22 protein-coding genes, 1 tRNA gene and 2 pseudogenes are annotated in these 25,439 nt (G+C 38.8%); 12 read left to right on the forward strand and 13 right to left on the reverse strand.

Annotation, left to right across the window (positions count from 1 at the left end; genetic code table 11):
• Nucleotide 1: 1 nt before the first annotated feature.
• Together DYI03_RS08120 and DYI03_RS14040 are read left to right on the forward strand one after the other, a co-directional pair.
• Nucleotides 2-577, forward strand: a complete 576-nt coding sequence (locus DYI03_RS08120; protein ID WP_081686605.1) for a tetratricopeptide repeat protein — start codon at nucleotides 2-4, stop codon at nucleotides 575-577.
• A gap of 200 nt (nucleotides 578-777) precedes the next feature.
• A pseudogene (locus DYI03_RS14040) lies at nucleotides 778-1,153 on the forward strand (transposase); the annotation flags it as partial.
• Here the strand turns inward: DYI03_RS14040 and DYI03_RS13585 are convergent.
• Both DYI03_RS13585 and DYI03_RS08135 read right to left on the reverse strand, forming a co-directional pair.
• Nucleotides 1,046-1,495: a hypothetical protein gene (locus DYI03_RS13585; protein ID WP_021668421.1), complete on the reverse strand. Its 450-nt coding sequence runs from the start codon at nucleotides 1,493-1,495 to the stop codon at nucleotides 1,046-1,048. The pseudogene DYI03_RS14040 and the gene DYI03_RS13585 overlap by 108 nt on opposite strands.
• 7 nt (nucleotides 1,496-1,502) lie before the next feature.
• Nucleotides 1,503-1,844 carry a hypothetical protein gene (locus DYI03_RS08135; RefSeq protein ID WP_021668422.1) on the reverse strand — a complete coding sequence of 114 codons (342 nt, stop codon included), beginning with the start codon at nucleotides 1,842-1,844 and terminating at the stop codon, nucleotides 1,503-1,505.
• 226 nt (nucleotides 1,845-2,070) lie between these two features.
• Between DYI03_RS08135 and DYI03_RS08140 the strand changes: the two are divergent.
• Nucleotides 2,071-2,440: pseudogene (locus DYI03_RS08140) on the forward strand (IS1380 family transposase); the annotation flags it as partial.
• Nucleotides 2,441-2,959: 519 nt separating this feature from the next.
• Here the strand turns inward: DYI03_RS08140 and DYI03_RS08145 are convergent.
• Genes DYI03_RS08145 through rsfS form a run of 3 tightly spaced genes read right to left on the reverse strand, consistent with a single transcriptional unit; the run spans nucleotide 2,960 to nucleotide 6,313 of the window.
• Nucleotides 2,960-3,823, reverse strand: coding sequence for a phosphatidate cytidylyltransferase (locus tag DYI03_RS08145; RefSeq protein ID WP_021668159.1), 864 nt, complete (start codon nucleotides 3,821-3,823; stop codon nucleotides 2,960-2,962).
• Between the two features lie 3 nt (nucleotides 3,824-3,826).
• Nucleotides 3,827-5,905 (reverse strand): ATP-dependent zinc metalloprotease FtsH, encoded by a 2,079-nt coding sequence (ftsH, locus tag DYI03_RS08150; protein WP_021668158.1) that lies wholly within the window; start codon nucleotides 5,903-5,905, stop codon nucleotides 3,827-3,829.
• Between the two features lie 48 nt (nucleotides 5,906-5,953).
• Entirely contained in the window at nucleotides 5,954-6,313 is a 360-nt protein-coding gene (gene rsfS / locus DYI03_RS08155; RefSeq protein WP_004356890.1) for a ribosome silencing factor, read from the reverse strand.
• A 275-nt stretch (nucleotides 6,314-6,588) separates the two neighbouring features.
• On the opposite strand from rsfS, the gene DYI03_RS08160 reads away from it, so the two are divergent.
• Nucleotides 6,589-6,659 (forward strand) — tRNA-Gln (locus DYI03_RS08160).
• A 180-nt stretch (nucleotides 6,660-6,839) separates the two neighbouring features.
• Here the strand turns inward: DYI03_RS08160 and DYI03_RS08165 are convergent.
• Together DYI03_RS08165 and DYI03_RS13445 are read right to left on the reverse strand one after the other, a co-directional pair.
• Complete coding sequence (locus tag DYI03_RS08165) at nucleotides 6,840-8,675, reverse strand: DUF349 domain-containing protein (protein WP_021668157.1); 1,836 nt, start codon at nucleotides 8,673-8,675, stop codon at nucleotides 6,840-6,842.
• 148 nt (nucleotides 8,676-8,823) lie between these two features.
• The gene (locus DYI03_RS13445; RefSeq protein ID WP_021668156.1) at nucleotides 8,824-8,994 is read right to left on the reverse strand and encodes a hypothetical protein; all 171 of its coding nucleotides are present in this window, start codon (nucleotides 8,992-8,994) and stop codon (nucleotides 8,824-8,826) included.
• Between the two features lie 565 nt (nucleotides 8,995-9,559).
• Between DYI03_RS13445 and DYI03_RS08170 the strand changes: the two genes are divergently transcribed.
• A complete protein-coding gene (locus DYI03_RS08170; protein WP_021668155.1) occupies nucleotides 9,560-9,988 on the forward strand; it encodes a lipocalin-like domain-containing protein in 429 nt (142 codons plus the stop codon).
• A gap of 133 nt (nucleotides 9,989-10,121) precedes the next feature.
• On the opposite strand, the gene DYI03_RS08175 is transcribed toward DYI03_RS08170, so the two are convergent.
• From DYI03_RS08175 to DYI03_RS08185, 3 genes are all read right to left on the reverse strand, one after another.
• Nucleotides 10,122-11,048 (reverse strand): magnesium transporter CorA family protein, encoded by a 927-nt coding sequence (locus DYI03_RS08175; protein ID WP_004356738.1) that lies wholly within the window; start codon nucleotides 11,046-11,048, stop codon nucleotides 10,122-10,124.
• A 224-nt stretch (nucleotides 11,049-11,272) separates the two neighbouring features.
• Entirely contained in the window at nucleotides 11,273-12,727 is a 1,455-nt protein-coding gene (locus DYI03_RS08180) for an aminoacyl-histidine dipeptidase (RefSeq protein ID WP_004356909.1), read from the reverse strand.
• Nucleotides 12,728-12,781: 54 nt separating this feature from the next.
• On the reverse strand, nucleotides 12,782-13,783 hold the full coding sequence (locus DYI03_RS08185; RefSeq protein ID WP_021668154.1) for a lysylphosphatidylglycerol synthase transmembrane domain-containing protein: 1,002 nt from the start codon (nucleotides 13,781-13,783) through the stop codon (nucleotides 12,782-12,784).
• Nucleotides 13,784-13,860: 77 nt separating this feature from the next.
• Between DYI03_RS08185 and rsmA the strand changes: the two genes are divergently transcribed.
• From rsmA to rsgA, 4 genes are all read left to right on the forward strand, one after another.
• On the forward strand, nucleotides 13,861-14,661 hold the full coding sequence (gene rsmA / locus DYI03_RS08190) for a 16S rRNA (adenine(1518)-N(6)/adenine(1519)-N(6))-dimethyltransferase RsmA (RefSeq protein WP_021668153.1): 801 nt from the start codon (nucleotides 13,861-13,863) through the stop codon (nucleotides 14,659-14,661).
• A gap of 15 nt (nucleotides 14,662-14,676) precedes the next feature.
• The gene (locus DYI03_RS08195) at nucleotides 14,677-15,147 is read left to right on the forward strand and encodes a GAF domain-containing protein (RefSeq protein ID WP_021668152.1); all 471 of its coding nucleotides are present in this window, start codon (nucleotides 14,677-14,679) and stop codon (nucleotides 15,145-15,147) included.
• Between the two features lie 82 nt (nucleotides 15,148-15,229).
• The gene (gene frr / locus DYI03_RS08200; protein WP_004356929.1) at nucleotides 15,230-15,790 is read left to right on the forward strand and encodes a ribosome recycling factor; all 561 of its coding nucleotides are present in this window, start codon (nucleotides 15,230-15,232) and stop codon (nucleotides 15,788-15,790) included.
• Nucleotides 15,791-15,840: 50 nt separating this feature from the next.
• On the forward strand, nucleotides 15,841-16,785 hold the full coding sequence (gene rsgA, locus DYI03_RS08205) for a ribosome small subunit-dependent GTPase A (RefSeq protein WP_021668151.1): 945 nt from the start codon (nucleotides 15,841-15,843) through the stop codon (nucleotides 16,783-16,785).
• A gap of 156 nt (nucleotides 16,786-16,941) precedes the next feature.
• Here the strand turns inward: rsgA and DYI03_RS08210 are convergent, their stop codons facing one another.
• Complete coding sequence (locus DYI03_RS08210; RefSeq protein WP_021668150.1) at nucleotides 16,942-17,856, reverse strand: DMT family transporter; 915 nt, start codon at nucleotides 17,854-17,856, stop codon at nucleotides 16,942-16,944.
• Between the two features lie 73 nt (nucleotides 17,857-17,929).
• Entirely contained in the window at nucleotides 17,930-19,267 is a 1,338-nt protein-coding gene (locus tag DYI03_RS08215) for an ATP-binding protein (protein WP_021668149.1), read from the reverse strand.
• Nucleotides 19,268-19,867: 600 nt separating this feature from the next.
• Between DYI03_RS08215 and DYI03_RS08220 the strand changes: the two genes are divergently transcribed.
• From DYI03_RS08220 to DYI03_RS08230, 3 genes are all read left to right on the forward strand, one after another.
• Nucleotides 19,868-22,219 (forward strand): TonB-dependent receptor, encoded by a 2,352-nt coding sequence (locus DYI03_RS08220; protein ID WP_025064700.1) that lies wholly within the window; start codon nucleotides 19,868-19,870, stop codon nucleotides 22,217-22,219.
• Nucleotides 22,220-22,411: 192 nt separating this feature from the next.
• Nucleotides 22,412-22,837, forward strand: coding sequence for an HU family DNA-binding protein (locus DYI03_RS08225; RefSeq protein ID WP_004356708.1), 426 nt, complete (start codon nucleotides 22,412-22,414; stop codon nucleotides 22,835-22,837).
• Between the two features lie 57 nt (nucleotides 22,838-22,894).
• On the forward strand, nucleotides 22,895-23,290 hold the full coding sequence (locus tag DYI03_RS08230; protein ID WP_025064701.1) for an A1S_2505 family phage non-structural protein: 396 nt from the start codon (nucleotides 22,895-22,897) through the stop codon (nucleotides 23,288-23,290).
• 184 nt (nucleotides 23,291-23,474) lie between these two features.
• Here the strand turns inward: DYI03_RS08230 and DYI03_RS08235 are convergent, their stop codons facing one another.
• Nucleotides 23,475-25,352 carry an IS1634 family transposase gene (locus DYI03_RS08235; protein ID WP_115367885.1) on the reverse strand — a complete coding sequence of 626 codons (1,878 nt, stop codon included), beginning with the start codon at nucleotides 25,350-25,352 and terminating at the stop codon, nucleotides 23,475-23,477.
• Nucleotides 25,353-25,439: the final 87 nt, after the last annotated feature.

Genomic DNA, 25,439 nt, shown 5'->3' on the forward strand with positions numbered 1-25,439 from the left:
TATGAGAATCTTATGTCTTATCTTTTGTGCCTTTTGTGTTTCGCAAATGGTATCGGCTCAATCGGAAGTACCACCTCGTGTTGCTACGAACAATGTTGGTAAAATGAAGACAAAAGGCGAAATTTTATTTGAAAAAGCCAACCAAGCGTTTGAAAATCAAGACGATGAAGCCGCTTTTAAGTATTATCTTCAATCGGCTAAAGCAGGGTACATCGATGCTTATGTAGAGGTGGGCGACTGTTATGAGCAAGGTTGGGGAGTAGAAATCAATAATGAAAAGGCATTAGAATGGTATAAAAAATCGGCTTATGCAAGTGTTGCTTTGGGACAATATTTGCTCGGACGAGCCTATTTCTTAGGCTTATTAGGTTTGGAAGTTGATAAACAGAAAGGAATAGAATGGCTTTGGAAAGCTGAAAGCGGATTATCTGAAGATGCCGCAGCCTTCTTGGCTGATTGCTTTATAGAAGGTAACGGCGTTGAACAGAATATAGAAGAAGGCGTTCGACTTTTAAAAGAGGCGGCAGAGTGGGGCAATGAATATGCTCAAAAGGAATTGGCACGCCGCTACGAATAGGTCTTGGAGTAGAAAAAGACTTGGAAAAAGCCAAATATTGGCGTAGTAAAATCACCGAGTAAAGCATCTATAAAAATAGCAGTTGCGCTATTTTTTCAAAATAGAGGCTTTTGACCGAGGATGTCATCTCAACTGTGTCATGAGTAATGACAATTAATTATTAACTTTGCTCTGTTTATGGAGCATAAATAGTTTATTCAATGACACAAGAAGAGTACAAAGAGATGCTTGCAATGGGCAAGGCTCAGTTTAAGGAGGGCAAGCCTTTGTTTGGTAAAAATGGTTCCTTTCACAAGATTTTTGAGAGGACTTCCTTAATACAGCAATGGAAGATGGGATGGACAGCGATCTTGAAGATACAAAACCATTTAGTGGCAACGGTTGTAACGGCAAGATGCGTAAGCAGGTACAGACCGAGTACGGTCTTGTAGAAGTTGAGACTTCCCATGATTGTGACGGAGCTTCGAATCAGCGACTATCAAGAAGCGTCAGACCATTCTTGCCAAGGGCTTTTCTGATAAGAGCATCAGTCTCTATGCCAGTTGTCAGAGCATGCAGCAGATAAGCAATTTTATCTACGGCACGTGTTTTGGCATTTCGTGCAGCCTTCGCTCTTTCCTGTGCAGCCTCTAATGATTTGTCGTTGCAGCAGAAGCCCTCGCCATTGACATAGTTGTCGTTGTCCTCGCCATTATAAGCCACACCGAAGTCCTTGTAGCTGTCCTTAATGGATTGCTGTTGCTTGACATACTTCGCCTTGTAATCAATCGTGATTCCGTCCTCCCGCAACATCAATCTGCCGATGCGGTTGTAAGACGAGTTGATACCACCATAGTGATACTTCACGTTGTTTTCAGGGTGGTCAGGATAGCTGATACCAACCAATCTGCCGTAGTCATACTCATACTGAATGGTCATGAAATTCTCATTCCATTTTTAATATTTTTATTGTTCTGAATATTTTTTCGTAATTCAATTTGTTGTCTTTATTTACATTACAGTAATATAATCGAACACTACCACAAACATATTTTTTCCAGAATTTACCATTTTCTCTTCCCCAATATATAGAATACTTTTTTTTATGTATCACTTTTGAAGGCTTGTAAGTATCTATGTCAAATTGCATTAAAGCCCCTTCATGAATGAGAATACATCCACCATCTTTAAAAATAAATGTATATATCACACCCTCTTCATAATTTTCTTTTTCCAAATGGATAGGAGTGGGTATGTCCAATATAATTTTTGCAGAGAGTAAATCCAATGTACTCCCTCCTTATAGAAGGGTGTGCGAATAGATTCGATGGCATACATGAAACCAAAAATATCAAGAAAAGACTAATTATTTTTTTCATCGCCTTATTTCCGCAGCGTTTTTGCTTGCAAGAAATGCAAGTGCCTGATACATAAAAGTATTCAAACGCTTGCGTATATCAGAAAATTCACTTATCTTAGTGCTATCAAACATGTAAAACAATAAACCAACTGACATGACAAAGGTAGCAATAAAATCTGACAAAATAACCTCTTTTGGTGGAATTTTTCACGTAATGGATGTTTTTTCCAAACTTGAACTCAATCAAATTATTGATTCCTCGCTTGGTCAGCGTGGCAGTACAGGTACGGCATTCCAATATAGTGATATTATTTCATCGCTGTTTTATAGCTATTTATGCGGTGCTGATTGCTTGGAAGATATTAACACACTCGTTCCTCAGTTTTCATTATCTCCCAAATGTACACTTCCTGGGGCAGACACTGTTGGTCGTGGTTTAAAAAGAACTTAAGGAAGCAAATGTGGTTTACACTTGTGATAAATCCAAGCACGCCTATAAGTTCAATAAGGCTGAGAAATTAAACCAACGATTTCGTTAAGCCACACGAACTATATAAATGAGCAAAGCGAAATTTGTACATGCTCGTGACGAGAAATAGAACCTTTCGAGCAATGATACTTTGTAAGGGCGTGATTTATCACGTTCCTCTCCGCAAATTTTAGTGTATTAGGAACGTGATAAATCACGCCCTTACAAAGTATCATAACTTGCCAGAAAGCAGCTATTTTGCACTCTAAAAAAGAACCTCTAATGAAAAGCAGTCGTTTGAAGAAGTTCATATTACACTTCATCAACGTACCTGCCAAATGGATTAAAACAGGAAGGAGATACGTCTTAAACCTATACACACCCAAAAAGTATTATATCAAGATTTTTAAAGAATAGCTTCAAACTCTTTGCTGAATTTTATCTTCCCCATTCCTTATGGGTAAGGGAACTTGTGTCCAATAACCAACCTATTTGTAGTAAGTTGAGCAAAAAAATGACAAATCGACCTTTCTCGTAGGGTTAAATGAGACGCAAGCAAGTTTTGGAACTTGCATTAAAATATCGACAAGGCATAAAGATAAACCACAGCAGCTGGAATTGCCATGAGCGATGAGTCGAAACGGTCGAGCATTCCACCATGTCCTGGCAAAATATTACCACTGTCTTTAATGCCAAGCGTGCGCTTAAATAGGCTTTCAACCAAGTCGCCCCATGTACCAAACACGGCAACAACAATGCCCAAACCTATCCATTGAGGTATGCCAAGAAGGTTAGGTGCTTCAGGATTGTATGTAAGATAACCGATTAAAGCAGCTGCCCCAATGACGAAAATACCGCCTCCGATGCTACCTTCCCAACTCTTTGCTGGGCTAATGCGTGGGAAAAGTTTATGCTTTCCAAACAATGAGCCTGAGCAATAAGCCCCCGTATCGTTTGTCCAAAGGAAGATAAAGATACTCAAAGGTAGAAGCATATCAACAGTAAGATTGCCGTTTGCATCGTTTTGGAATGCTAAAACATTAATCAACGAGAAAGGTAACGTGATGTACATCTGCCCTAACATGGTATAAGCCCAATTGTTTATAGGATTTTCTGCTTTTAGATACAATTCGGAAATAATCAGATAGACAATGGTAAGGATATAAGGTATAAAGACACTAAAGCCTTGAACCAACATCATACGCTGTCCTGCTATTGCCAAAAAGAAATAAACACCTGCCACGGTGGAGATGAATCGATTGACCGAAACACCCTTGATTTCAGATACTAACCCTGTGTATTCCCACAAAGTCATACCTGTAATAATGGCAAAAAGAATAACCATGAAGCGTGGGTCGGTAAATCCACCGACCATAATCGCTACAAAAAGTACTCCCGTAATGGCACGAGTAACAAGATTTTTCTGCTTTTCCGTCATTGTTTATTGCTCGTTATTGGGTTCTATATCTTCTGTTCCTTCTTTTATTCCTGCCTCATCGCCCACTTCTTTTTGCTTCATTGCAGCCTCGTGTTCAGCTTGTGCTTGCTTCACACTATCGGGCATTGCGTCTAAAGATAACTTTTCTTTTTCTTGCAAATCAAGCAATTCTTCTGTGCGACTAACCCATGGACGCTTGCCAAAGATATTTTCAACATCTTCAGCCATAATTACTTCACGCTCAATGAGTAACTGTGCCAATTTGGCATGACCACTACTGTGTTCTGTCAAAATAGCTTTTGCACGAGCATATTGCTCATTCACCATCTTCAAAACCTCTTCATCAATCACCTTTCCAGTGGTTTCTGAATATGGTTTTTGGAAACCTGGATCGTTATTATAGTAGCAAATGTTTGGCAGTTTATCGCTCATACCAGCGTAAGCTATCATACCGAACGCACTCTTTGTGGCACGTTCAAGGTCGTTCATAGCTCCTGTTGAAATGTGTCCTGTAAACAATTCTTCGGCAGCACGACCACCCAATAATGAACACATCTCGTCTAACATCTGCTCTTTGGTCGTAATGGGTCGTTCTTCTGGTAAGTACCAAGCTGCGCCAAGGGCTTGACCACGAGGCACAATGCTAACTTTTACCAACGGATTAGCGTGTTCGCAGAACCAACTAATGGTAGCATGACCTGCTTCGTGAAGGGCAATGGTGCGCTTTTCAGTTTGTGTAAGAATCTTTGTCTTCTTTTCCAAACCACCAATAATACGGTCTACAGCGTCTAAGAAGTCTTGTTTGCCTACTGAAGGTTTATTATGTCGAGCAGCGATAAGGGCAGCCTCGTTACATACGTTGGCAATATCGGCACCCGAGAAGCCTGGTGTTTGACGTGCAAGAAGGTCTATATCAAGATTATTATCTAACTTCAAAGGACGTAAATGCACTTGGAATATTGCTTTTCGCTCAGGCAAATCAGGCAAATCTACATGGATTTGACGGTCGAAACGTCCTGCACGCAACAGCGCTTTGTCCAACATATCAACACGGTTTGTAGCTGCTAACACGATGACTCCACTATTTGTACCAAAGCCGTCCATCTCTGTCAGCAAAGCATTCAAGGTGTTTTCACGTTCATCGTTACCGCCCATTGACGGATTCTTAGAGCGAGCACGACCAACGGCATCTATTTCATCAATAAAAATGATAGATGGCGCCTTTTCTTTTGCCTGACGGAATGCATCACGAACGCGACTTGCACCGACACCGACAAACATTTCAACGAAATCGGAACCACTCATTGAGAAGAATGGAGCACCTGCTTCGCCTGCAACAGCCTTAGCTAATAAGGTTTTACCAGTTCCTGGAGGACCTACAAGCAATGCTCCCTTAGGAATTTTACCACCCAATTCGGTATATTTTTGTGGATTTTTCAAGAACTCAACAATCTCTTGGATTTCTTGTTTTGCACCTTCTTGACCTGCTACATCTTTAAACGTAACGCCCAATTCGCCACCTTTTTCATAGATTTTAGCTTTCGATTTTCCAACGCTAAACACGCCGCCACCAGAGCCCGAGCCGCCATTCATGCGGCGCATAATGAAAAGCCAAAAGCCTATGATTAAAAGCCATGGGATTAAATTTATTAGAATTTGAGAAAATCCATGCTCGTCCTTGTTCTCATAGCTATACCCTGTAATCTTTTTTTGCTTGACAGCAGCATTCAAAAACACTTCAAGATTATCAACAGAACCAATTTCTACACTAATAGAAGGGTTCTTTCCCATTTTATCGACACCTTGTTTGAAAATTTCGCGCACATGGTCTGGAGCCACATACATGCGCAAAGTGCTTTCTTTCTTGTTGATTACAACACGCGTTGCATATCCTTTATTGATGTAAGAAACAAAAGTTGTGTAATCTTTTTTCATTCCATCGCCACTTGAAAACACTGCATCTACTCCCCTTGACGAGAAGAACAAGATAGCAATGATAAGCGCCATAACATACAACCAGTTCATATTGAACTTTGGCATCTTTGGCATGTTGGGCTTGTTGTTTGGGTTTTGTTTGTCCATTTACTTCACTTAATAAAAATAATTACTGTTGTTGAGATGGCAACAGCCTTAATCTAAATCAGCGATACGTGTCAATTTTGCATCTTCCCATAAGTGTTCAAGGTCGTAATATTCTCTTGTCTCAGGGATAAAGATATGCACAAGCACGTCAGCGTAATCTATTGCCACCCACAGATTATTGCCCAATCCTGCGCAATTAATAGGTTTTTCTCCATGAATTTCACGCACATAATCGCTAACCGATTCTGCTATGGCTTCCACTTGCTGTGGAGAATTTCCGTGGCATATCACAAAATATTGGCAGATTGTGCCATCAATCTTTGATAAATCTGCAATAACTATGCCATGTCCCTTTTTCTCTTGAATACCTTTTGTTATGGTTTCTACTAAATTCTTTGTATCGTTCATCAATTTTTCTAAATAATATATGTTACAAAGGTACGGCAAAAGAACTGATACACAAAATAAATTTGTTTTATTTTACATATTTGTCGCATTAAGATAACAATATGACAATTTGTCAAATCGTAATAAAAAAGCGAAAATGTAAGCCCTTTTGAGAAACGAAAGAGAAGCAAACATACATCGAAAGGGGGTAAAATAAAAAAAGCAGTCATAATTTTTGCACTTCGCAAAAAAGTTATTACCTTTGCACTTGAAATTATAAAATAGTGCAAATGTATTGGGATATGGTGTAATGGTAACACTACAGATTCTGGTCCTGTCATTCTTGGTTCGAGTCCGAGTATCCCAACGAAATTGAAAGTCAAATAACAGCGTTGTTATTTGGCTTTTTTCGTATTCTAAAATCGCACTTTTTTTCGCAAGACAGCATCGAGTTTTGGCACATTAGCCCAATTTTTCATAAAAAACGGCACTAAAAACGGCATTCCATGAGATTGGAATGCCGTTTAAACAATATATTTTCTATGAATTAATTTTTCTTTTCAGCATCGATAGTCTTAATCTTTTGCTTTGTTTCAGCTAACTCATCTTTGAGTTTTTGAACCCTACGGTTCATTTCATCTATAAGACTATTGCCCTTTTTGCTACTGATGTTGAGGAAGCCAAGATTGTTTTCGTAAGTATTTATTTCTTGCTTCAACTGTTCAAAATGGCGCATTAAGCGTCCACGTTCGTTGTCAATAGCGTTTTCACCACGTTGTGCTACTTTCTTTAAGTTGTTGCGGAAGTTGTCCATACGACGATGTGACGCCTTAATATGGAGGGTATTGTAGAGTTTATCAAGGATTTCACGATATTCTTTGAACATCTTATCTTTTTCCTTGAATGGCACATGACCAATAGAATTGAATTCATCGGTGAGTTTTTTGATTTCCTCTTGCAAGTTATCCACGGTTGTTTCAGCGAGTTGCTTCAACTTTTCGATGATTTCATTCTTCTTTACAAGGTTTTCTTTTTCCTCGTTTCGCTCATCAGCATGGATTGCATTGCGTGCTTCAAAGAAGTGGTTACAAGCTGTAAGGAAGTCGTTCCAAAGTTGGTCGCCTAACTTTTTAGGTACCATTCCGATGGTTTTCCATTCCTTTTGTAGCGCAATTAATTTTTCAGAAGTTTGCTTCCAATCTGTTGAATCTTTTAATTCTTGCGCCTTTTCAACGAGTTCTTTCTTTCGTTTTGCGTTTTCTGAAAATTGTTCCTTTAATTCTTTGAAAAATTCTCCTTTGGCTGTGAAGAAGTCATCACATGCTTTGCGGAAACGTTCAAAGATTTTTGTATTCATTTTTTGTGGTGTAAACCCGATTGTTTTCCACTCTTTTTGAATTTCAATAATTTCGTTTGAATGTTTTTCCCAATCGGAAGAGCTTTTACGTTCTGCCTTTACAATGGTTTCAACCTTTTCGCAAAGTTCGGTTTTCTTTACAAGGTTTTCTTCTTCTTTTGCTCGTAATGCTTCAAAATGCTGTTGATGTGCCTTGTTGATAACAGTGCTTGCAGCCTTAAAACGTTGCCAAACTTGGTCGCGAAGGTCTTTCTCTACTGGACCAATTTCGCGATATTCTTGATGCAAATCTTGTAATTGATGGAATGCACTTACTACATCTTGCTCGTCTGCAAGTTTTTCTGCAGCTTCGCAAAGTTGAGTTTTAAGTTCAAGATTCTTTTTGAAATCGTATTCGCGCGCCTCACGATTGAGGTTCAACAAATCGTAGAATTGTTCAACATAGAGTTGATAATTTCTCCACAATTCGTTTACATTTTCAGCAGGAACGGGCTTAATGGTTTTCCAGTCTTGCTGCAATGCTTTAAATTCTTGGAAATTATTGTTGGCTTCTTCAGGGGTTGTAACCATCGTTTTAATTTTTTCGATGATTGCTTCCTTCTTTTTTAGGTTTTCGCGCTTTAGTTCTTCTTGTGCTAAGAATGCTTTTTGTCGCTTTTCCTTTATAATATTCATTGCTGCTTTGAAGGCTTCTTCCTCTTCATCGGGCATTATTTGATAATTTTCAGGAGCACCACCAGCTTCAAGATAAGCTTTCTGTTGAGCATCACGCTCAGCGGTATGAATTCTATAGAACGATGTCTTTAGATGGTCAATTTCTGCTTTCTCTGGCATTTCCTCGTTCTCTGCCAATACTTTTGTACGTTCTACAATCTCTTTTTTAGAGGTATAGACTTTTTCGGCGAGGGTGTCATTGTCCCTTAATTCTTGGTTTTCGTTTTCTTGTACGTTTTGTGAAACAACTGCATTTTCTTGCTTTGTTTCTTCCATTCCCTGATTAAGGGCATTCTCTTGAGAGTCCATCATTTCACTGTTAGTTTATGATTCGATTATTCATTGCTTTTGTTGGTATAGTTTACACATTTGTGCTTTCCTATAAGTCAACATATTAATTAATGTGCAAACTTAGATAAAAACTTTTAATCTACCTAAGTTTAATTGACTTTTTTTAAGTTTACCACAAAAAAAATAGTAATTTATCACCACGCACAATGCGTCCCCAAGCACCAGGAATGGAAATCTCCAATCGACTGAGTTCATCTTTAATAACAGACAAAAGAAGATTATAATCTTCTCGCGATAGTGATGTGGATTCGATAATATCGGCAGAAATTGTAGCTATCATATTGCATATATTTCTGCAAAAATAGGTATATTTACCGATAAATACAAATTATAAGCAAAAATACCTATATTTTTCTTTTGATTTTATCAAAAATTTATGTTCTGTATATTTACTCGAAAACCTATACTATCCACTGTTTTCAAGACAAAACTTACAGAAATTTTGACCAATTTGTATATCTCTATAAATCAATGTGTTACAAATATTATTTTCATAACGATTGTTTCACTCCTCAAAACCATAGGTTTTGGAACTCTAAACAGGCTATTTTGAACTTCAAAACAATAGGTAAAATAAATGAATGAAAATGACATTGGTCTATATTCCATAAATTTAAATAGATTATAATAAGAAAAATAAGCTTAATTCCACTGATTGCCGCAAACAACACGACTCATCTTTTTTTTAAATAAAATAATGAAATAATGCAAAGGTATTAAATCGGAGCCAAATAAAAAGCAATAGATTTATTCGTACAATCCATTCAAATTTTATAACTTTGCAAATCGAATTGTAATAATTCAGTCTAATTTGTAATTAACAATAAAAACATCATTCAAAACTTATGAAAACAAATTTAAGAAATTGGTTTCTTTTCTCGCTCTTAGCAGTATTTTCGTTTTCTTTAGCATCATGCGGAAGTGATGATGAAGTAACAAATACACCTTCAATTATTGGAAAGTGGCAGATTGAAAAAATCAATGTGAACGGAATGGAAATCCCACAAATGGGTACAGCTGCAACATTGGAATTTAAGACAGATGGCAAAGTGTATGCCGAGAACTTTAATTTTCCAGGACTTAACATTTTCAAGCAACCTGTTGAATACAAGTATAACGATAAAGACGGCACGATTTCATTGGCTTCTATCAATGGTAAGATTTTGAAATTGACAGAAACTGAATTGCAATTCGAGGGTACTATGCCAATACTTGGAGGAGATGTAAAGGCTATTATTGCTTGCAAAAGAGTAACTACAGCTACTACCAAGTAGAAAAAAACTAAAATAAAACAATAAAGCCCTCTGTTTCGAAGCAGAGGGCTTTACTTTTTTATTGTCTTTTGTTATGCTATGAATCGTGTTTTATATATTGGGAATACTGAAAACATTGCTTTTACGCTGCTGTTTATATCAAACGTTTATGACGGAGTATCCACCATGTGAGTCCTGACACGAAAACAGAAATAGTAAGTGCAACCATAAATCCCCAACGGCTGTGTTCCATGCCATTAATAACATTCATTCCGAAAAGCGAAGCAATGAGAGTAGGGAACATCATGATAATAGACACGGACGTAAGGGTACGCATAATCGTATTCATATTATTGTTAATGATGCTCGAATAAGTATCCATTGTCGATTCAAGAATATCGGAATAAATGCTGGTTGTTTCTCTCGCCTGACTCATCTCAATATTTACATCTTCAATAAGGTCGGCATCGAGTTCATCAACTTGCAACTTAAACTTTAGTTTTGCCAAAAGATTTTCGTTACCACGAATAGATGTTACGAAATAAGTGAGCGAATCTTGCAAACGTGATAGCCCGATAAGACTTTCATTGTTCACTTCTTTATCAAGATTATGCTTGGCTTTGTCTATCAAACTACTGATTTGCTTCAATCGTTTCAAGTACCATACAGCCGAGCAAAGGAATAGGCGGAAAATCATATCAACATAGTCGGTAAAACCTGCGCCTCGCTTTTGCTGGAAAGAAACAAAGTCGAGCATCATGTTTGTTTCGAAATTGCAAACTGTTATGGTAACATCGCGCTTGTGAATGATACCCAACGGAACAGTGGTATAAGGTGTTCGAGAGCGTATTTCCTTAACGTAAGGAATACGAAGGATTATCAACATCCAACCGTCATCGTACTCATAACGGGCACGTTCATCGGTATCGCTAATGTCAGATAGAAAATAATCGGGAATGTTGAAAGTTTCTTCCAACTCTTGTTGTTCTTGTTCGGTAGGACAAGTTACTTGTATCCAGCAGTTAGGCTGCCACTCCTTTATAGTGTTTAGCTTTCCGCTAATGTTCCAATATGTCTTCATTTGCTAATCTCCAAGTTTAGTTAGGTGGGGATTAGCAATATCATAAAATTGCTATCCCACGTTATTTGTTTAAAATATTCGAAGGGTAATCGTCCATTTTTGAATTAAAATATTGGTTTACGAGTGCAAATGTAGAAAAAAAAATCCGTTAAGCCAAGTAAAACACTAAGTTTTTAGCTTGCCTAACGGACTTATAAGTTTATAATCGCCTAATATTCAGTAAATTATTTTACAGGTATTTCTTCCAAAGTCTTCACAACTAATTTCCAGAAAGGTTCTGCTGTATCTATCTTGAAACGCTCTGTTGCTGTGTGTGGACTACGGATTGTAGGGCCAAGACTTACAACATCGAGGTGTGGATACTTACCAAGAATGATTGAACATTCAAGACCAGCATGGTCAACTTGTACAATTACATCTTCACCTGTTTGGTCTTTATAAATTTTCTTCAACAAGTTAAGAATTTCACTGTCTGGATTTGGGTCCCAACCAACATAGCTACCACTAAATTCGGTCTTCATTCCAGCCAAATCGAAGCAACTCTTAATTTGTGTTGCAAGATATTCTTTCATGTCTTCACGAGCCGAACGAGCCAAAATTTTGATGTTTGTCTTGTTGGCATCAATATCAATGATAGCAAGGTTTGAAGATGTTTCAACAACATTTGGATAAACTGGAATCATGCGCAAAACACCATTATGAACGGCATAGATAGCATTGATAACGTTATCTTGGATTTCTGTTGGAACAAGTGCAGCTGGTTTTTCAACTTCTTCAACAAAGAATTCAATGTTGCTTTCGATAGTCTTGAACTCGCTTTCAAGCATTTGGCGTTGCGCTTCAACCATTTCTTTGAGGGCTGCAACCTTGTCATTAGCCAAAGCAAGCACTACTTCAGCTTTGAATGGAATAGCATTACGCATATTTCCACCTTGCCATGCTGCCAAACGAACGCCGAGTTCAGCCATAGCCTTGCGCACTAAGCGTACCATTTCTTTGTTCGCATTGCCACGACCTTCGTGAATTTCAAGACCAGAGTGTCCACCACGGAAGCCTTTCAAAGTAACTTTTACAGCAGTTTCTTGGTCGTTTTCTTCTTCCTTATATTCCAAAGAAGAAGTAATATCGATACCGCCAGCTGAGCCAATGGCAAACTTACCCCAGTTTTCAGAGTCTAAGTTGAGAAGAATATCGCCGTTCAATTCACCTGCTGGGAGGTCGTTTGCACCGAACATACCATTTTCTTCATCTCTTGTAATAAGACCTTCGATAGGGCCATGCTTCAAGGTTTTGTCTTCCATAATACCCATAATGGCTGCAACACCGATACCATCGTCAGCACCAAGAGTAGTATTGTTAGCATAAACCCAACCATCTGTAATGTGAGTTACGATTGGGTCGGTTTCAAAATTATGGTTGCTATCAGGACTCTTCTGTGGAACCATGTCCATGTGAGCCTGAAGTATTACGCCTTTTCTATTCTCGTAACCAGGAGTAGCTGGCTTGCGCATTACCACATTGCCTGCTGCGTCTACAAAAGCTTCTACGCCAACTTTCTTTGCAAAGTCGAGCAAGAATGCTTGAACCTTTTCCATGTGTCCAGAAGGACGTGGAACTTGTGTTAAATCATCAAAGTTGCGCCAGAGATATTCTGGGCTGAGGTTTCTAATTTCACTCATAGTTATTTTTATTTTAACGGTTAGTATATATTTCTTATTCTTTTGATTTTTAAATTATTGAATATTGGCTACTATTTTCCGTGTGAAAGCTAAAGCAATCCAAGCATAAATGCCAAGGAAAACAACCAAAAGTGTTTGCAAAGTATGTACAATTAGCACAAAATAGAGTGCTTGCACATCGACAACTCCATAAAGAATGAGCATCGTTTTCACTGCAAAATGCCACGGACCTGCACCGTTTGGCGTTGGAACAATGACTGCAACAGAACCTACAACGAAGCAAACCAAAGCACAAGTTATGCTCAACGAACTTGTTTCTGCAAAGCAATAGAACGTAAGATAGAAGTGCAAAAAGTAACTTCCCCATATTGCCAAACTGTAAAAGATGAACAATGGAATATTCTTTACGCCTTTTAACGAAATCACACCTTGCCAAATACCCGATAAAGTATCTTTCACCTTTTTATATATAGGGAAATGTCGGCGGAGCGAATAGATTAAAATCAGAACTGCTATACCACAAATTCCTGTTACAAGCCACCCCATTGGGGTAAAAAAAGTGAAGATATCGTCTAAACGTGTGCCTGTCTTGAAGAAAAAATTAGTAAAAACTTTTATCTGCGAAAGAAAGGCTAAAGCACTAATCAGCACTACTATCAACGTATCAACAGCTCTTTCGGTTACCACTGTCCCCAATGCTTTCGAAAAAGAGACACCATCATACCTGCTCAACACGCCACATCGAGCAAATTCGCCTACACGCGGAATGACAAGACTAACGGCATAAGAGAGAAAAATGGAATTTACACAAACTGAATTGCGGGCTTTCTCGCCTGCTGGCTCTAAGGCTTGTTTCCAACGCCACCCCCGAAAGGCTTGTGCGAGAACGCCAAAGGGCATGGAAAGCAACATCCAAGTCCAATTCATCTCGTGAAGCATTACATATTTTATCTGTGAGAAATCGAAGCCACGATACATCCAATAGAGAATGCCACCACCCAAAATCAAGGGCAGCACTATTTTTATTATGCCATTCAACCATTTCTTCGTTCCCATTCGGAAAGCAAAGATACTATAAATGCTTTTAAATACAAAATAAAATTTCTATCTTTGTGGGCAAATAAAGATAATTTATGAAATCAGTAAAGCCGAAAAAGAATCTCGGACAGCACTTTTTAACCGATTTAAACATCGCAAAGCGCATTGCCGACACCGTGGACGAATGTCCAGGCATACCCGTTTTGGAAATTGGACCAGGCATGGGCGTATTGACACAATATCTTGTGGAAAAGCCACGAGAGGTTAAAGCGGTGGAAATTGATGCAGAAAGTGTTGCATATCTTAACGAAAAGTTCCCCACCCTACGAGAAAACATCTTAGGAGAAGACTTTCTTCGCATGCAACTTGAAAACGTTTTCGAGGGAAGAAAATTTGTTTTAACAGGCAATTATCCTTACGACATATCATCGCAAATATTCTTTAAGATGCTTGATTACAAGGATTTAATTCCTTGTTGCACGGGTATGATTCAGCGAGAAGTAGCTTTGCGTATGGCAGCCCAACCAGGAAACAAAACGTATGGCATTCTTTCGGTATTGATGCAGGCATGGTACAATGTGGAATATCTATTCACCGTAGACGAAAACGTATTCAATCCACCTCCAAAGGTAAAAAGTGCCGTCATTTCTCTTACACGAAACGATGTAACTGAGCTTGGTTGCGATGAAAAATTATTCAAGCGTGTGGTCAAAACAGTGTTCAATCAACGCAGAAAAATGCTTCGTGTTAGTCTTCGACAAATCTTTACTACAAAGCCACGAGAAGGTTTTTACGAACAAGACATCATGACAAAACGCCCAGAACAACTGACCATTGCTCAGTTTGTTAAACTAACAAATATGGTGGAAACTGAACTGAAAGAATTTTCAGCATAAAATACAAAAAAGTCAATGAATAAAAAAGAAACATACGAATTACTTTTGAAGCAAATTGCGGCTTTAATAGAAGGAGAAAGTGATAATGAAATTGGAGTATTAGCCAACGTTGCGGCAGCACTCCATTACACTTTTGACACATTTTTTTGGACGGGTTTCTACTTTTTGCGAGGCGAAAAAACGCTCAAATTAGGTCCTTTCCAAGGCACAACAGCTTGTTTCAACATTCCTGTGGGTAAAGGTGTATGCGGTACAGCATTTGCTAAAAACCAAACTTTGGTCATTGCTGATGTTGAAGAGTTTCCTGGACACATCGCTTGCAGTTCGCTTTCACGCTCAGAAATTGTTGTTCCTATTCACAACAAGCAGGGCAAAACCATTGGCGTACTCGATATTGACAGCAAAGAACTCAATGCTTTCGATGACCTCGATGCCCACTATTTGGAAGAAGCTATGCGCATTTTGGCAGCAGAAATATACGCCTAATGATAGAAAAAGACACTATATTTTTGCACAATTACGAATAAATACCTAAATTTGTAGAATAGAAAATTAAAACGACAAATATATGATAGACGTTAAAGAAACATTAAGCGAAGCCGAAGAACGTATGGAAATGGCTGCAATGTATCTCGACGAGCAGTTGCAACGTATTCGTGCAGGTCGTGCCAACGTAGCAATTCTCGATGGTGTACGTGTCAATTCGTATGGTTCTGTAGTTCCTTTGAACCAAGTAGCATCGGTAACAGTACCTGACCCACGCACTATCGCCATTAAGCCATGGGACAAAAAAGCTATCAAAGACATTGAAAAGGCTATTATGGATTCTGATGTTGGCATCACACCCGACAACAACGGAGAAATTATTCGCCTCAGTCTTCCACAACCTACCGAAGAACGCCGCCGTGACCTTGTAAAACAAAGCAACAAGATTGGCGAACGCACAAAAGTAGAGGTACGTAACGTACGCTCAGACATCAAAGATAAATTCAAGAAAGCCATAAAAGACGGACTTTCAGAGGACTTAGAAAAAGATGCTGAAGAGGAATTACAGAAGATTCACGATAAATATATCAAGAAAATAGACGCACTTCTCGTTGAAAAAGAAAAAGAAATCATGACTGTATAACCCCTTTCCCTTATTCTCTTTCATAGGAGAATAAGGGAATTTTTGTTTTTATGCGCGGCTTAGTAATAAAGAATACAGGTAGTTGGTACACGGTGAAAACCGATGATGGGCGAACTATCGAAAGTAAAATAAAGGGCAATTTCCGATTAAAAGGAATTCGCTCTACCAATCCTATTTCAGTAGGCGACTACGTTCAAATCATTATCAATCAAGAAGGTACAGCTTTTATTTCAGAAATAGAAGACCGTAAGAACTACATTATACGCAAATCGTCTAATCTATCCAAGCAAAGCCACATTATAGCCGCCAACTTAGACCAAGCATTCCTGATTGTTACCATCAATTATCCTGAGACTTCCACAACATTCATCGACCGCTTTTTGGCTGGCGCAGAGGCTTACCGTGTACCCGTTGTGCTGGTATTCAATAAACACGACTTACTCAATGAGGACGAGCGAAGGTATCAAGAGGCTGTTATAAAATTGTATGAAAGCATTGGTTATAAATGTGTTACAGTTCAAGCTACTGCTGAAAATGATTCAGAAGAAAGCATAGAGAAACTCCGTCCGTTGCTCGCTGGCAAAGTTACGCTCATGAGTGGCAATAGTGGCGTGGGGAAATCAACTATCATCAATAAACTTTTGCCCAACGTAAACTTACGTACAGCCGAAATTTCTGATACCCACAACACGGGAATGCACACGACTACCTTCAGCGAAATGCTTGAATTGCCCGAAGGAGGCTACGTTATTGATACGCCAGGCATTAAAGGTTTTGGCACATTCGATATTGACAAAGAGGAACTTACGAGTTATTTTCGTGAAATATTCAAGTTCTCTGAATCGTGCCGCTTTAATAATTGTACGCACACGCACGAGCCTGGTTGTGCTGTTAGAAAAGCATTGGAAGAGCATTACATCGCCGAAAGTCGCTATAATAGCTATCTTTCCATGTTGGAAGATAAGGACGAAAATAAATATCGCGAGGCCTTTTAAAAGATTTAGCCGACAAGAAAAATTGAGGTCGGCGGTTTAAATCAAAAAATAGGCTATTTTATTGTGCAAAACCTATTGTTTTGAACCATAAAACAGCCTATTTGAGAAAAAGCAATAATTATTCACGCAAAAAATAGAATAATACTGCAACAAGAATTAACCTATATTCTTAGCTTTGTTCGAAACAAACACGCCTAAAAGTATCATTGCACTACCAACAAAAGCTATCGAAGTCATATGTTCATTCAACACCAACTCACTCATAATCACCGTTGTTACAGGATTGAAGTAAATATAGTTTGACGCACGCAATGCCCCTAAATGTGAAATAACCCAGCTCCACGCAGCAAAACAGACAAACGAAGCAATCACACTAAGATAGAGCAAGTTAAGTCCGATACTCGGATTTAATAAATCTTCAAAAGCAAACGACCAAGGGTGTACGGCAAAAACAGGCATGATTGTGATGAGTCCATAGAAAAATACTTTACGAGTAATGAAAACAGAAGAATAACGCGCCGAAAAATTCTTCATCACCAACGAGTAAATCGCCCAACTTGTTGCTGCGACTAACGCTAAGAAATCGCCCAACGGGTCGAGATGTAACACAAAATGACCATTAAAAATAACAATACCAACACCCGCCAAAGCCAACAGCGACCCCACAACAACGGGAACACTCGCTTTCACACTTTTAAAAAAGAACAAAGCAAGGATTAAAGTGATGAGCGGAGCCGTGCAAACAATAAAACTAACATCGTTTACGACAGCTAATTTTAGCGCATAATTCTCTGTCAAAAAGTAAAGCGAACTACCAAAAATACCTAACAATACCATTATCAATTCGTCTTTCACAGAGTTGCTAAAAACTTTCTTTGGCGATATAAACCAAATACAAAAGTAAGCCACCACGGTGCGCAATACAAATATTTCTTCAGGAAGCAACCCTTTGTCAATCAGCACACGCGTATTGACAAACGTTCCGCCCCAAATCATAATCACACAGAGGGCTACCACATGCGCTATCCAGCCACTCCCCCCTACTTTCCCAAGTTTGCCGTTTCCATTCATGGGTGCAAAGGTACAACAAAGCCAACGAAAGTTTTTTTAAAAATCGTCTAAAATTATTCATTTGTATGTTTTTTCAACTTGCCGAAATAAATTTCTTTAGTAGGAAAGTCAAGAAATAAGGAAAAGTATAGAATTTTCCATTAAACCCAATGTTCTTATATCCCAACTTTATTCCGTATTTTATATCGGTATATTTCTTGTCTTTTAATAGTTTGTTGAGCGATATTGTTGCCCCATCGTTTGCTTTTACTTCGATAGGAATTAAAGAATTGGCATCTCTAACAAAGAAGTCCATTTCAAGTGCAGGCTTATTGCTACTATAATAATAGAGGTTATAACCCTGTTTTACAAGCATATCGGCTACAATGTTCTCATAAATAGCACCCTTGTATGTACCAAAATTCTTGTTAGCTCGCAAGTCTTCTTGTGCTTCTTCGTCAAGCGACGCAATAAGCAATCCTGTGTCTTTATAATAAATTTTATAGAGTTTAGGGTCGTAGTTCCCCTTCAAAGGAAGTTCGAGTTGGCTCAAGCAATAGCACATATTGATAACGCCTGCATCGGCAAGCCATTCCACACAACTGATGTAATCCCTGTTTCGAGCATTTTTGCCAATTTTTGTAACCTGAAAACGCTTGTTTTCTTTGGCAAGAAAGGTGGAAATATGGTTATATACCGCCTTAACTTTTCCTTTATCCAAACCCTCAACATACTTTGTAATATCCTCTTCATAATCTTTCAGCAACAGCTTCTGAATAGCCAATGTGCCACTGAAATTTTTATTTTTTATATATGTATTGACCACTTCGGGCATTCCTCCTATTGTTACATAATCACGGAAAAGACTGAAAAGAATATCCATTTGCAACTGAGAAAGCGGTTTTAGGTCTATCATCGATTGGTAAAGGTCGGCTATAAAATGCTCATCATAACCCTCCGCCCATAGAAACTCCTCGAAATCCATTGAGTGCATTTCGTAATCTTCTTTGTAACCAACGCTATTCGACTCTATTTCTTTGTAATGTATATCCATGAGCGAGCCAGAACAAATAACATCAAAACGTCCGTCAAGTTTAAAAAACTTCAGCGATGTGGCGCAATTAGGGCATGCTTGCAACTCATCAAAGAAAAATATGGTTTCCTTAGGCTCAAATTCAAACGCAGGATTGAGCAAAGAGATGTTTTTGAGAATGGTATCAACCTCAAAACTATCATCAAAAATTTCTCTATATTTTTTTTGTTCTACAAAGTTTATTTCGATAACGTGCTTATAATTCTGCGCTGCAAAGGCTTCTATGGAACGAGTTTTCCCTATCTGACGAGCACCTTTTACAATAAGTGGCTTTCGTTCAGGGTTATTTTTCCATGCTTCCAAATAAGTATCTATCTTTCTTCTAAGGAGTTTTTCCATATCTTAATCGCATTTTATGATAATGCAAATATACCATTCTCACGGAATTTGGCATGCTTTCTTGTGCTTTTTTCACATAAAACCGCCATTTTTAGTGTCGTTTTTCACATAATGCCCTATAAAATTAGGGGTAAATTTCACATAATACGGATAATTTCAGTGTTATTTTTCACATTTTACCCATTTCTCTACTTGTCTTTTTGTTGTATAAAGCGTTATCAGAGAATAAGAAATGCGGATTTTATTTCTATCTTCTTTTTAAATAAAACATTAGACTACTAATTATTAGGTAGTGAGTAAAACATTGAAAAACAATCGATTAATTGATTTAAAAGTTATTTTATTATTTATACAATGTCTAAATAGTTTAATAAAAATCAACGATTTTAGGTATTGCACAAGTCGTTTTTCACCCTTACCTTTGCAACCGTAATTCATTGATTTATTTGTCTGCAAGCTACAAACTAATAAGCGGAAGCTCCAAAAAATGATTCCCCCATAAAAAAAATGCAGTTTTGCAGGGGAAAATTGCAGACCAAGGGCAATAGTATTTATGCAAAAGGTTCACAGTACAAAGAATTAATAACTAAAAAAAACGATATGAAAGGACATTACACAAAATGTATTCATGGCAAACACTGGCTTCTTGCAGTGTTATTGTCGGTCTTGCCACTCATGGCAAGTGCTAATGGAGAGTTGAAAACCAATACTAACGTAGTGGGACATATTATTGACAAAGCCACAGGCGACCCTTTGTCGCACGTTACGATACAAGTTGTTGGAACAATGATAGTTAGTGTATCCAATGCGGAAGGCTATTTTCATTTAGAAAATCTCCCCTTAGGGGCGCAAACTATTGAAATACGCTCAACAGGATACCACACCGAAACGCGAAAAATAACGGTAAAGGAAAATACAAATACTACACTCGACTTTGCTTTAACGGCCGATGAAATTTCGTTAGACGAAGTAGTAGTTTCTTCCAATCGTAGTCTTTCCTTACGCCGCAATGCTCCAACGCTGGTCAATGTTATCGATAGTAGAATGTTTAACCTTACCAATTCTACTTGTTTGGCACAAGGACTCAACTTCCAACCAGGGGTTCGCACAGAAGACAACTGTGCCAATTGTGGCTTTTCGCAAGTGAGAATCAATGGATTAGACGGACACTATTCACAAATACTCATCGATTCACGCCCTGTTTTCTCGGCTTTGCAAGGCGTTTATGGGTTGGAGCAAATTCCAGCAAATATGATTGAGAGAGTTGAAGTGGTGCGTGGTGGTGGTTCAGCGCTCTATGGTTCATCGGCAATAGGTGGTACTATCAACATCATAACCAAAGAGCCTATCAGCAATTTTGCCGAACTTGCTCATACTTTTACCGCTTTTCAAGGTGGGCATACGGTTGATAACAACACCACTTTGAACACTTCCATTGTGTCGAGCGATAATAAAATAGGTTTTTCGGTCTATGGACAAAGCAGAAATCGTGGTGGCTATGACCGTGATAATGATGGGTTTACCGATTTGCCAAAGCTTATTAATAAAACCATTGGTTTGGGTGCTTTCTTGCGATTGAACAATTTTTCAAAACTTAAATTGCAATACCATGCGCTCAACGAGTTTCGTCGTGGTGGCAACAATCTTCACTTGCCACCCCATGAATCCAACATTGCAGAAAAGTTAGACCATAATATTAATGGTGGTTCTATCAGCTACGACCTCTTTACACCGAATGGTTTGAATCATTTTACTGCCTATACTTCGTTCCAAATCGTGTCGCGCGATAGTTATTATGGCGGCACAGGCGATGGTTCTGACGAAAGTAAAGCGGAGGCATTGAAGGCATATAGCAAAACGCATGATACGAATATCATGGGTGGAATGCAGTTTGTTCATAATTTTGGACAATTATTTTTCATGCCAGCAGCCTTGACTTTGGGAGCTGAATATACTTACGATGCGTTGAAAGACCATGCTTTGGGCTATGATGTTGTTACACGCCAAACGGTTAGAACAGGTAGTATGTTTGTGCAGAACGAATGGAAAAACGATAAATGGGGATTGCTCTTAGGCGGTCGTTTCGACAAGCACAACTTGATAAACCACTTGATTTTTAGTCCACGAGCCAACATTCGTTTTAATGCAAGTCGCAATTTCAACATACGTTTAACCTACGCTGCTGGATTCCGTGCGCCACAAACATTCGATGAAGACCTCCATACAAGTATGGCAGGGGGCGAGCGTATCAAGACTTATTTGGCAAAAAACTTGAAAGAAGAACGTTCAAATAGTATCAGCGTATCGGCAGATATGTATCACAACTTTGGCAATGTGCAAGCCAATTTGTTGGTTGAAATGTTTTATACTCATCTAAATAATGTTTTCGCACAACGTGTTTTAAACGAACATGACGACAACAATATTAGAATTATGGAGCGTTTCAATGCCAATAAAGCATCAGTATGGGGTATGAATATAGAAGGTAAAGCTGCTTTTACAAAGTGGTTCCAACTACAAAGCGGACTCACTTTGCAGCGTAGCGAATATAAAAATGCTGTGGAATGGGACGAAAATGCACCAGCAGAAAAGAAATTTTTACGTACACCTAATGTATATGGCTACTTCACGATGCAAAGTTCGCCTGTAAAAAATCTATCGTTTGCGCTTTCTGGAAACTATAATGGCAAAATGTTAATAGGTCATGCCGCAGGGTCAGGCGTATCAAAACCAATAGCCGTTAATACACCTTCGTTCCTTACTTTAAGTTTTAAAGCAAGTTACGACTTTGAAATTTACAAACAAGTAAAGGCTGAATTGAACATGGGTATACAGAATATTGGCAACGTTTATCAACGTGATATTGACAAAGGATGGAATCGTGATGCCAATTACATCTATGGTCCGCAGTTACCACGCTGCTATTATGTAGGATTGAAAATAAAATATTAGTCTTAAAATCAAAAAATTGAGTAAAGGAGTAGTGAGTATATTTTTATATACGCCTACTCCTTTTTTCTAATTTTTCTCACTTTTAGCGGAAAAATAAATTAAATTTTAAGTGCAAATAGTTTATTAATTATTCTTTCATTGCAATATATATATGTAAATTTGCAATGACATTCAAATCTTAAATCATATTGTATGGCAATAAGTATCAGATTACAACAAAGCAAATTCAAAGAAGAAAATCGTGGTGGAAAATGGCATGCTCGTGTCGTTAGCAGTGGTACAACATCGACACAAGACCTTGCCGAAGCGATTCAAGAGAACACTTCATTCACACGAGGCGAAGTTACGGGCATTATTATGGCTTTGGTAGACGAAATAAGTTACAGTCTTAGCCAAGGAAATACTGTCGTTTTAGACGGTTTAGGTCGTTTCCACCTTACAGTAGAGAGCGACCCCGTAGAAAATCGTGAAGATTTCGATATAAAAAAGAATATAAAAGGTGTGAAATGTAAGTTCCTTCCAGCCAGCCGACGCAACCCACATACCCGCAAAAGTACACAAGATTTCGCAACAGGTGTACAAGTGGTATGGGCTGACCCTGACGATGAGGACGAATAAATAATATTTTCAGGGCAATAATCTTAAATCAATAAACCGATGGACAATTTAAAAACAATGAATGTAGTAAGGGTTGCAAGCAGTCATATCACATCGCTTGAACCCAACGAGATATTTGTTTTTGGTAGTAACCTGCAAGGCTATCATGGTGGCGGTGCTGCCCGAATAGCATTAGAAAAGTTTGGAGCAGAATGGGGAAACGGAGTTGGAATGCAAGGACAAAGTTATGCCGTTCCAACCATGCACGGTGGCGTTGAAGTAATAAAACCTTATATTGACCAATTCATAGATTTTGCATGCCAACACACAGAAAAAACATTTCTTGTTACACGCATTGGTTGCGGAATTGCAGGGTTTAAAGATGAAGAAATAGCCCCTTTATTTGCCAATGCCTTGCACTTAGACAATGTAGCCTTACCACTTTCTTTCATCAATATATTGTTCAAAAGTTGATAAATAGTGTTTCAGTATTGATAAACTCTATAATGAGAGGATTTTATCAAATAAAAAAAGAAATGGATTCTCAACGTTTTATTAATGAGAATCCATTTTTTCTTTTTGGTTTATCTTTTACTTAGCCCAAGTTTAACACCTATCATCGTAGAATCTTGCTATTATTATACTTTTTCAGTTTTGGCTATGGACTCTGTGTCCTACAAATTTTTATTTTTCTGAATGGTGCATATTTCAGTTTTAATTTATCGTATATAGCAGTTGCCTGCTTTGAGGGATTGCTGCATTGTCGCATCTGTACGATGTCTCCTAACGGGTTCCTACCTTCCGTGGTTACAAGTTTCTGGGTGCTCAACCTCCGCACGATTTCGGTCCAATAGCAGGATTCGCCTTCTCGCTTCAACTGGCAGCGGATGGTATTTACCACCCAGTAGGCAAGCAGACCGAAGAAAAGATGCGCATCGCTCCGGTCATCGGTCTGATGATATATAGGACGGAGGTTCAGGTCGGTCTTCAACTGCCTGTTGGTACATTCGATTTCCCGTATGAGGTTGTAATAGTCCCATGTGGTACGCTCGTCGAGTGTTTCTACATTGGTCCGTAGGAAGTATACGCCGTGTCCGGACTCGATGGCTGAGAGGTCTTTGAGCTTCCAGTCTACACGTAGCATTTCCTTTGGTTTTTCTTCGTTTCTAATGTAGTCTATCGCATAGTATCTTGCGATAGAAGGATATTTCTGTATGGCTCGTCCCGTACGCTCTACAACCTTCTCGTAGAGTTTCGTTCCACCTTTCTTTGCAATACCATCATTTATCTTCTTCAGCTCTGTCTCAAACCTTTCACGCCAAAGTTTGTTCATTGACGATTCGGTCATAGCCTTAGATGGAGAGGTTATCTCAAGATAGTAGTCCTCACCTTCGGTGTGTACCTTGTTGAGCGTTATTGTTTGCTTTCGGGCGTCTTTTACCATCACGCTCTTATGGTCCTCACTGAGCGTGTAATCTTTCAGCTTGGTGCGAGATACGCAGAGATAGTTGTAACCCTTTGCCTTAATAAGATTTAGATTCTCTCCGGTTGCAATACCTGCATCCATCACAATAAGCGATTTTTCTTTTTGTACAGGATTCTTGTCTGCCAGCGTATCTATCATATCAGGCAGTGATTTAGGGTCAGCCGTATTACCTTCCAGGATAGAAGAATAGCGTATGAAGCCCTCCTTATTGATACACAGGGCCAGGACGAGAAGTTTACAATCTGATCGCTTCTCTTTTGACCTACCAAACTGTGCCTTCTTGCTTTCACGCTTACTACCCTCAAAGTAGAAATTTGTCAAGTCAAAGAGCATCAGCTTGTTATCTATATTAAAAAGGTTATCTGTTACATTGCACAAGTGACATTCTATCTTCTCTTTGAGTTCATAGAGTTTGTCCGTTACCTTGTACAGGGCATTGATACCCGGAGTCCAGTCTTGCGAACCAGTGTAAAGTTCGGCGGCAGCCGAATTATCCCTGAGATAATAATACGAGGAACGTTCAGACACGGCATACACAGTCCGGATGATGAGCGCAGAGAGTGCGGTGTGGATAGAATGGTTGCTCCATCCTTGGTCACGCAGGAACTCTTCCAGTCCCAGCTTATCAATGGTCTGCTTACAGAGCCATTCTGCACCAACATTCCTTGCGTCAGTATGTTCTGCCGTAGCAAGATCGATATAACGTTCAGACTCCTTTCTTGCTTTCTGTTCCTTCTTATCGAATCTATCAATTCCACCTTCCTCTTTCATCCGCTGCCACCACTCATCCGCCTTAGCCTGTTCCAGTTCAGTAAGTCCCTCCAAATGCTTGCCAAATAAAGAATTAGTTCCTCTGTTCTTAAAACGCTCTGTAAGTGCAAAAGCAATCCTTCTCACCTGCAAGGCTGTGAGAGAAGGTTCAAAACCAATATTGAGCAGAATGAGCGAATGTACGTGTCCAGCCACGTCACGATATGACTCTTTTAGTCTATAATAAAGAGCCTTTTCACCAGTTGCCGGATTAAAACGTGTCTGTACATTTGCGTGCATAGGTGCAAAGTAACAAAAAAAAATTGATATGCTGGTGTCCTACAAATCAGATTTACTCCGTATTCAGAAAACGCTACGGCTGATTAT

It is taken from the genome of Prevotella disiens (assembly GCF_900454955.1).
Classification (GTDB): Bacteria; Bacteroidota; Bacteroidia; order Bacteroidales; family Bacteroidaceae; genus Prevotella; species Prevotella disiens.

Coding starts and splice junctions, on each gene's coding strand:
- rsmA (WP_021668153.1), top strand. CDS start 13,861: ATGAAATCAGTAAAGCCGAAAAAGAATCTCGGACAGCACTTTTTAACC.
- rsfS (WP_004356890.1), bottom strand. CDS start 6,313: ATGAACGATACAAAGAATTTAGTAGAAACCATAACAAAAGGTATTCAA.
- rsgA (WP_021668151.1), top strand. CDS start 15,841: ATGCGCGGCTTAGTAATAAAGAATACAGGTAGTTGGTACACGGTGAAA.
- DYI03_RS08185 (WP_021668154.1), bottom strand. CDS start 13,783: ATGGGAACGAAGAAATGGTTGAATGGCATAATAAAAATAGTGCTGCCC.
- DYI03_RS08215 (WP_021668149.1), bottom strand. CDS start 19,267: ATGGAAAAACTCCTTAGAAGAAAGATAGATACTTATTTGGAAGCATGG.
- DYI03_RS08145 (WP_021668159.1), bottom strand. CDS start 3,823: ATGACGGAAAAGCAGAAAAATCTTGTTACTCGTGCCATTACGGGAGTA.
- frr (WP_004356929.1), top strand. CDS start 15,230: ATGATAGACGTTAAAGAAACATTAAGCGAAGCCGAAGAACGTATGGAA.
- DYI03_RS08220 (WP_025064700.1), top strand. CDS start 19,868: ATGAAAGGACATTACACAAAATGTATTCATGGCAAACACTGGCTTCTT.
- DYI03_RS08225 (WP_004356708.1), top strand. CDS start 22,412: ATGGCAATAAGTATCAGATTACAACAAAGCAAATTCAAAGAAGAAAAT.
- DYI03_RS08120 (WP_081686605.1), top strand. CDS start 2: ATGAGAATCTTATGTCTTATCTTTTGTGCCTTTTGTGTTTCGCAAATG.
- DYI03_RS08180 (WP_004356909.1), bottom strand. CDS start 12,727: ATGAGTGAAATTAGAAACCTCAGCCCAGAATATCTCTGGCGCAACTTT.
- DYI03_RS08235 (WP_115367885.1), bottom strand. CDS start 25,352: ATGCACGCAAATGTACAGACACGTTTTAATCCGGCAACTGGTGAAAAG.
- DYI03_RS08165 (WP_021668157.1), bottom strand. CDS start 8,675: ATGATGGACTCTCAAGAGAATGCCCTTAATCAGGGAATGGAAGAAACA.
- DYI03_RS08195 (WP_021668152.1), top strand. CDS start 14,677: ATGAATAAAAAAGAAACATACGAATTACTTTTGAAGCAAATTGCGGCT.
- DYI03_RS08230 (WP_025064701.1), top strand. CDS start 22,895: ATGAATGTAGTAAGGGTTGCAAGCAGTCATATCACATCGCTTGAACCC.
- ftsH (WP_021668158.1), bottom strand. CDS start 5,905: ATGGACAAACAAAACCCAAACAACAAGCCCAACATGCCAAAGATGCCA.
- DYI03_RS13585 (WP_021668421.1), bottom strand. CDS start 1,495: ATGACCATTCAGTATGAGTATGACTACGGCAGATTGGTTGGTATCAGC.
- DYI03_RS08175 (WP_004356738.1), bottom strand. CDS start 11,048: ATGAAGACATATTGGAACATTAGCGGAAAGCTAAACACTATAAAGGAG.
- DYI03_RS13445 (WP_021668156.1), bottom strand. CDS start 8,994: ATGATAGCTACAATTTCTGCCGATATTATCGAATCCACATCACTATCG.
- DYI03_RS08170 (WP_021668155.1), top strand. CDS start 9,560: ATGAAAACAAATTTAAGAAATTGGTTTCTTTTCTCGCTCTTAGCAGTA.
- DYI03_RS08210 (WP_021668150.1), bottom strand. CDS start 17,856: ATGAATGGAAACGGCAAACTTGGGAAAGTAGGGGGGAGTGGCTGGATA.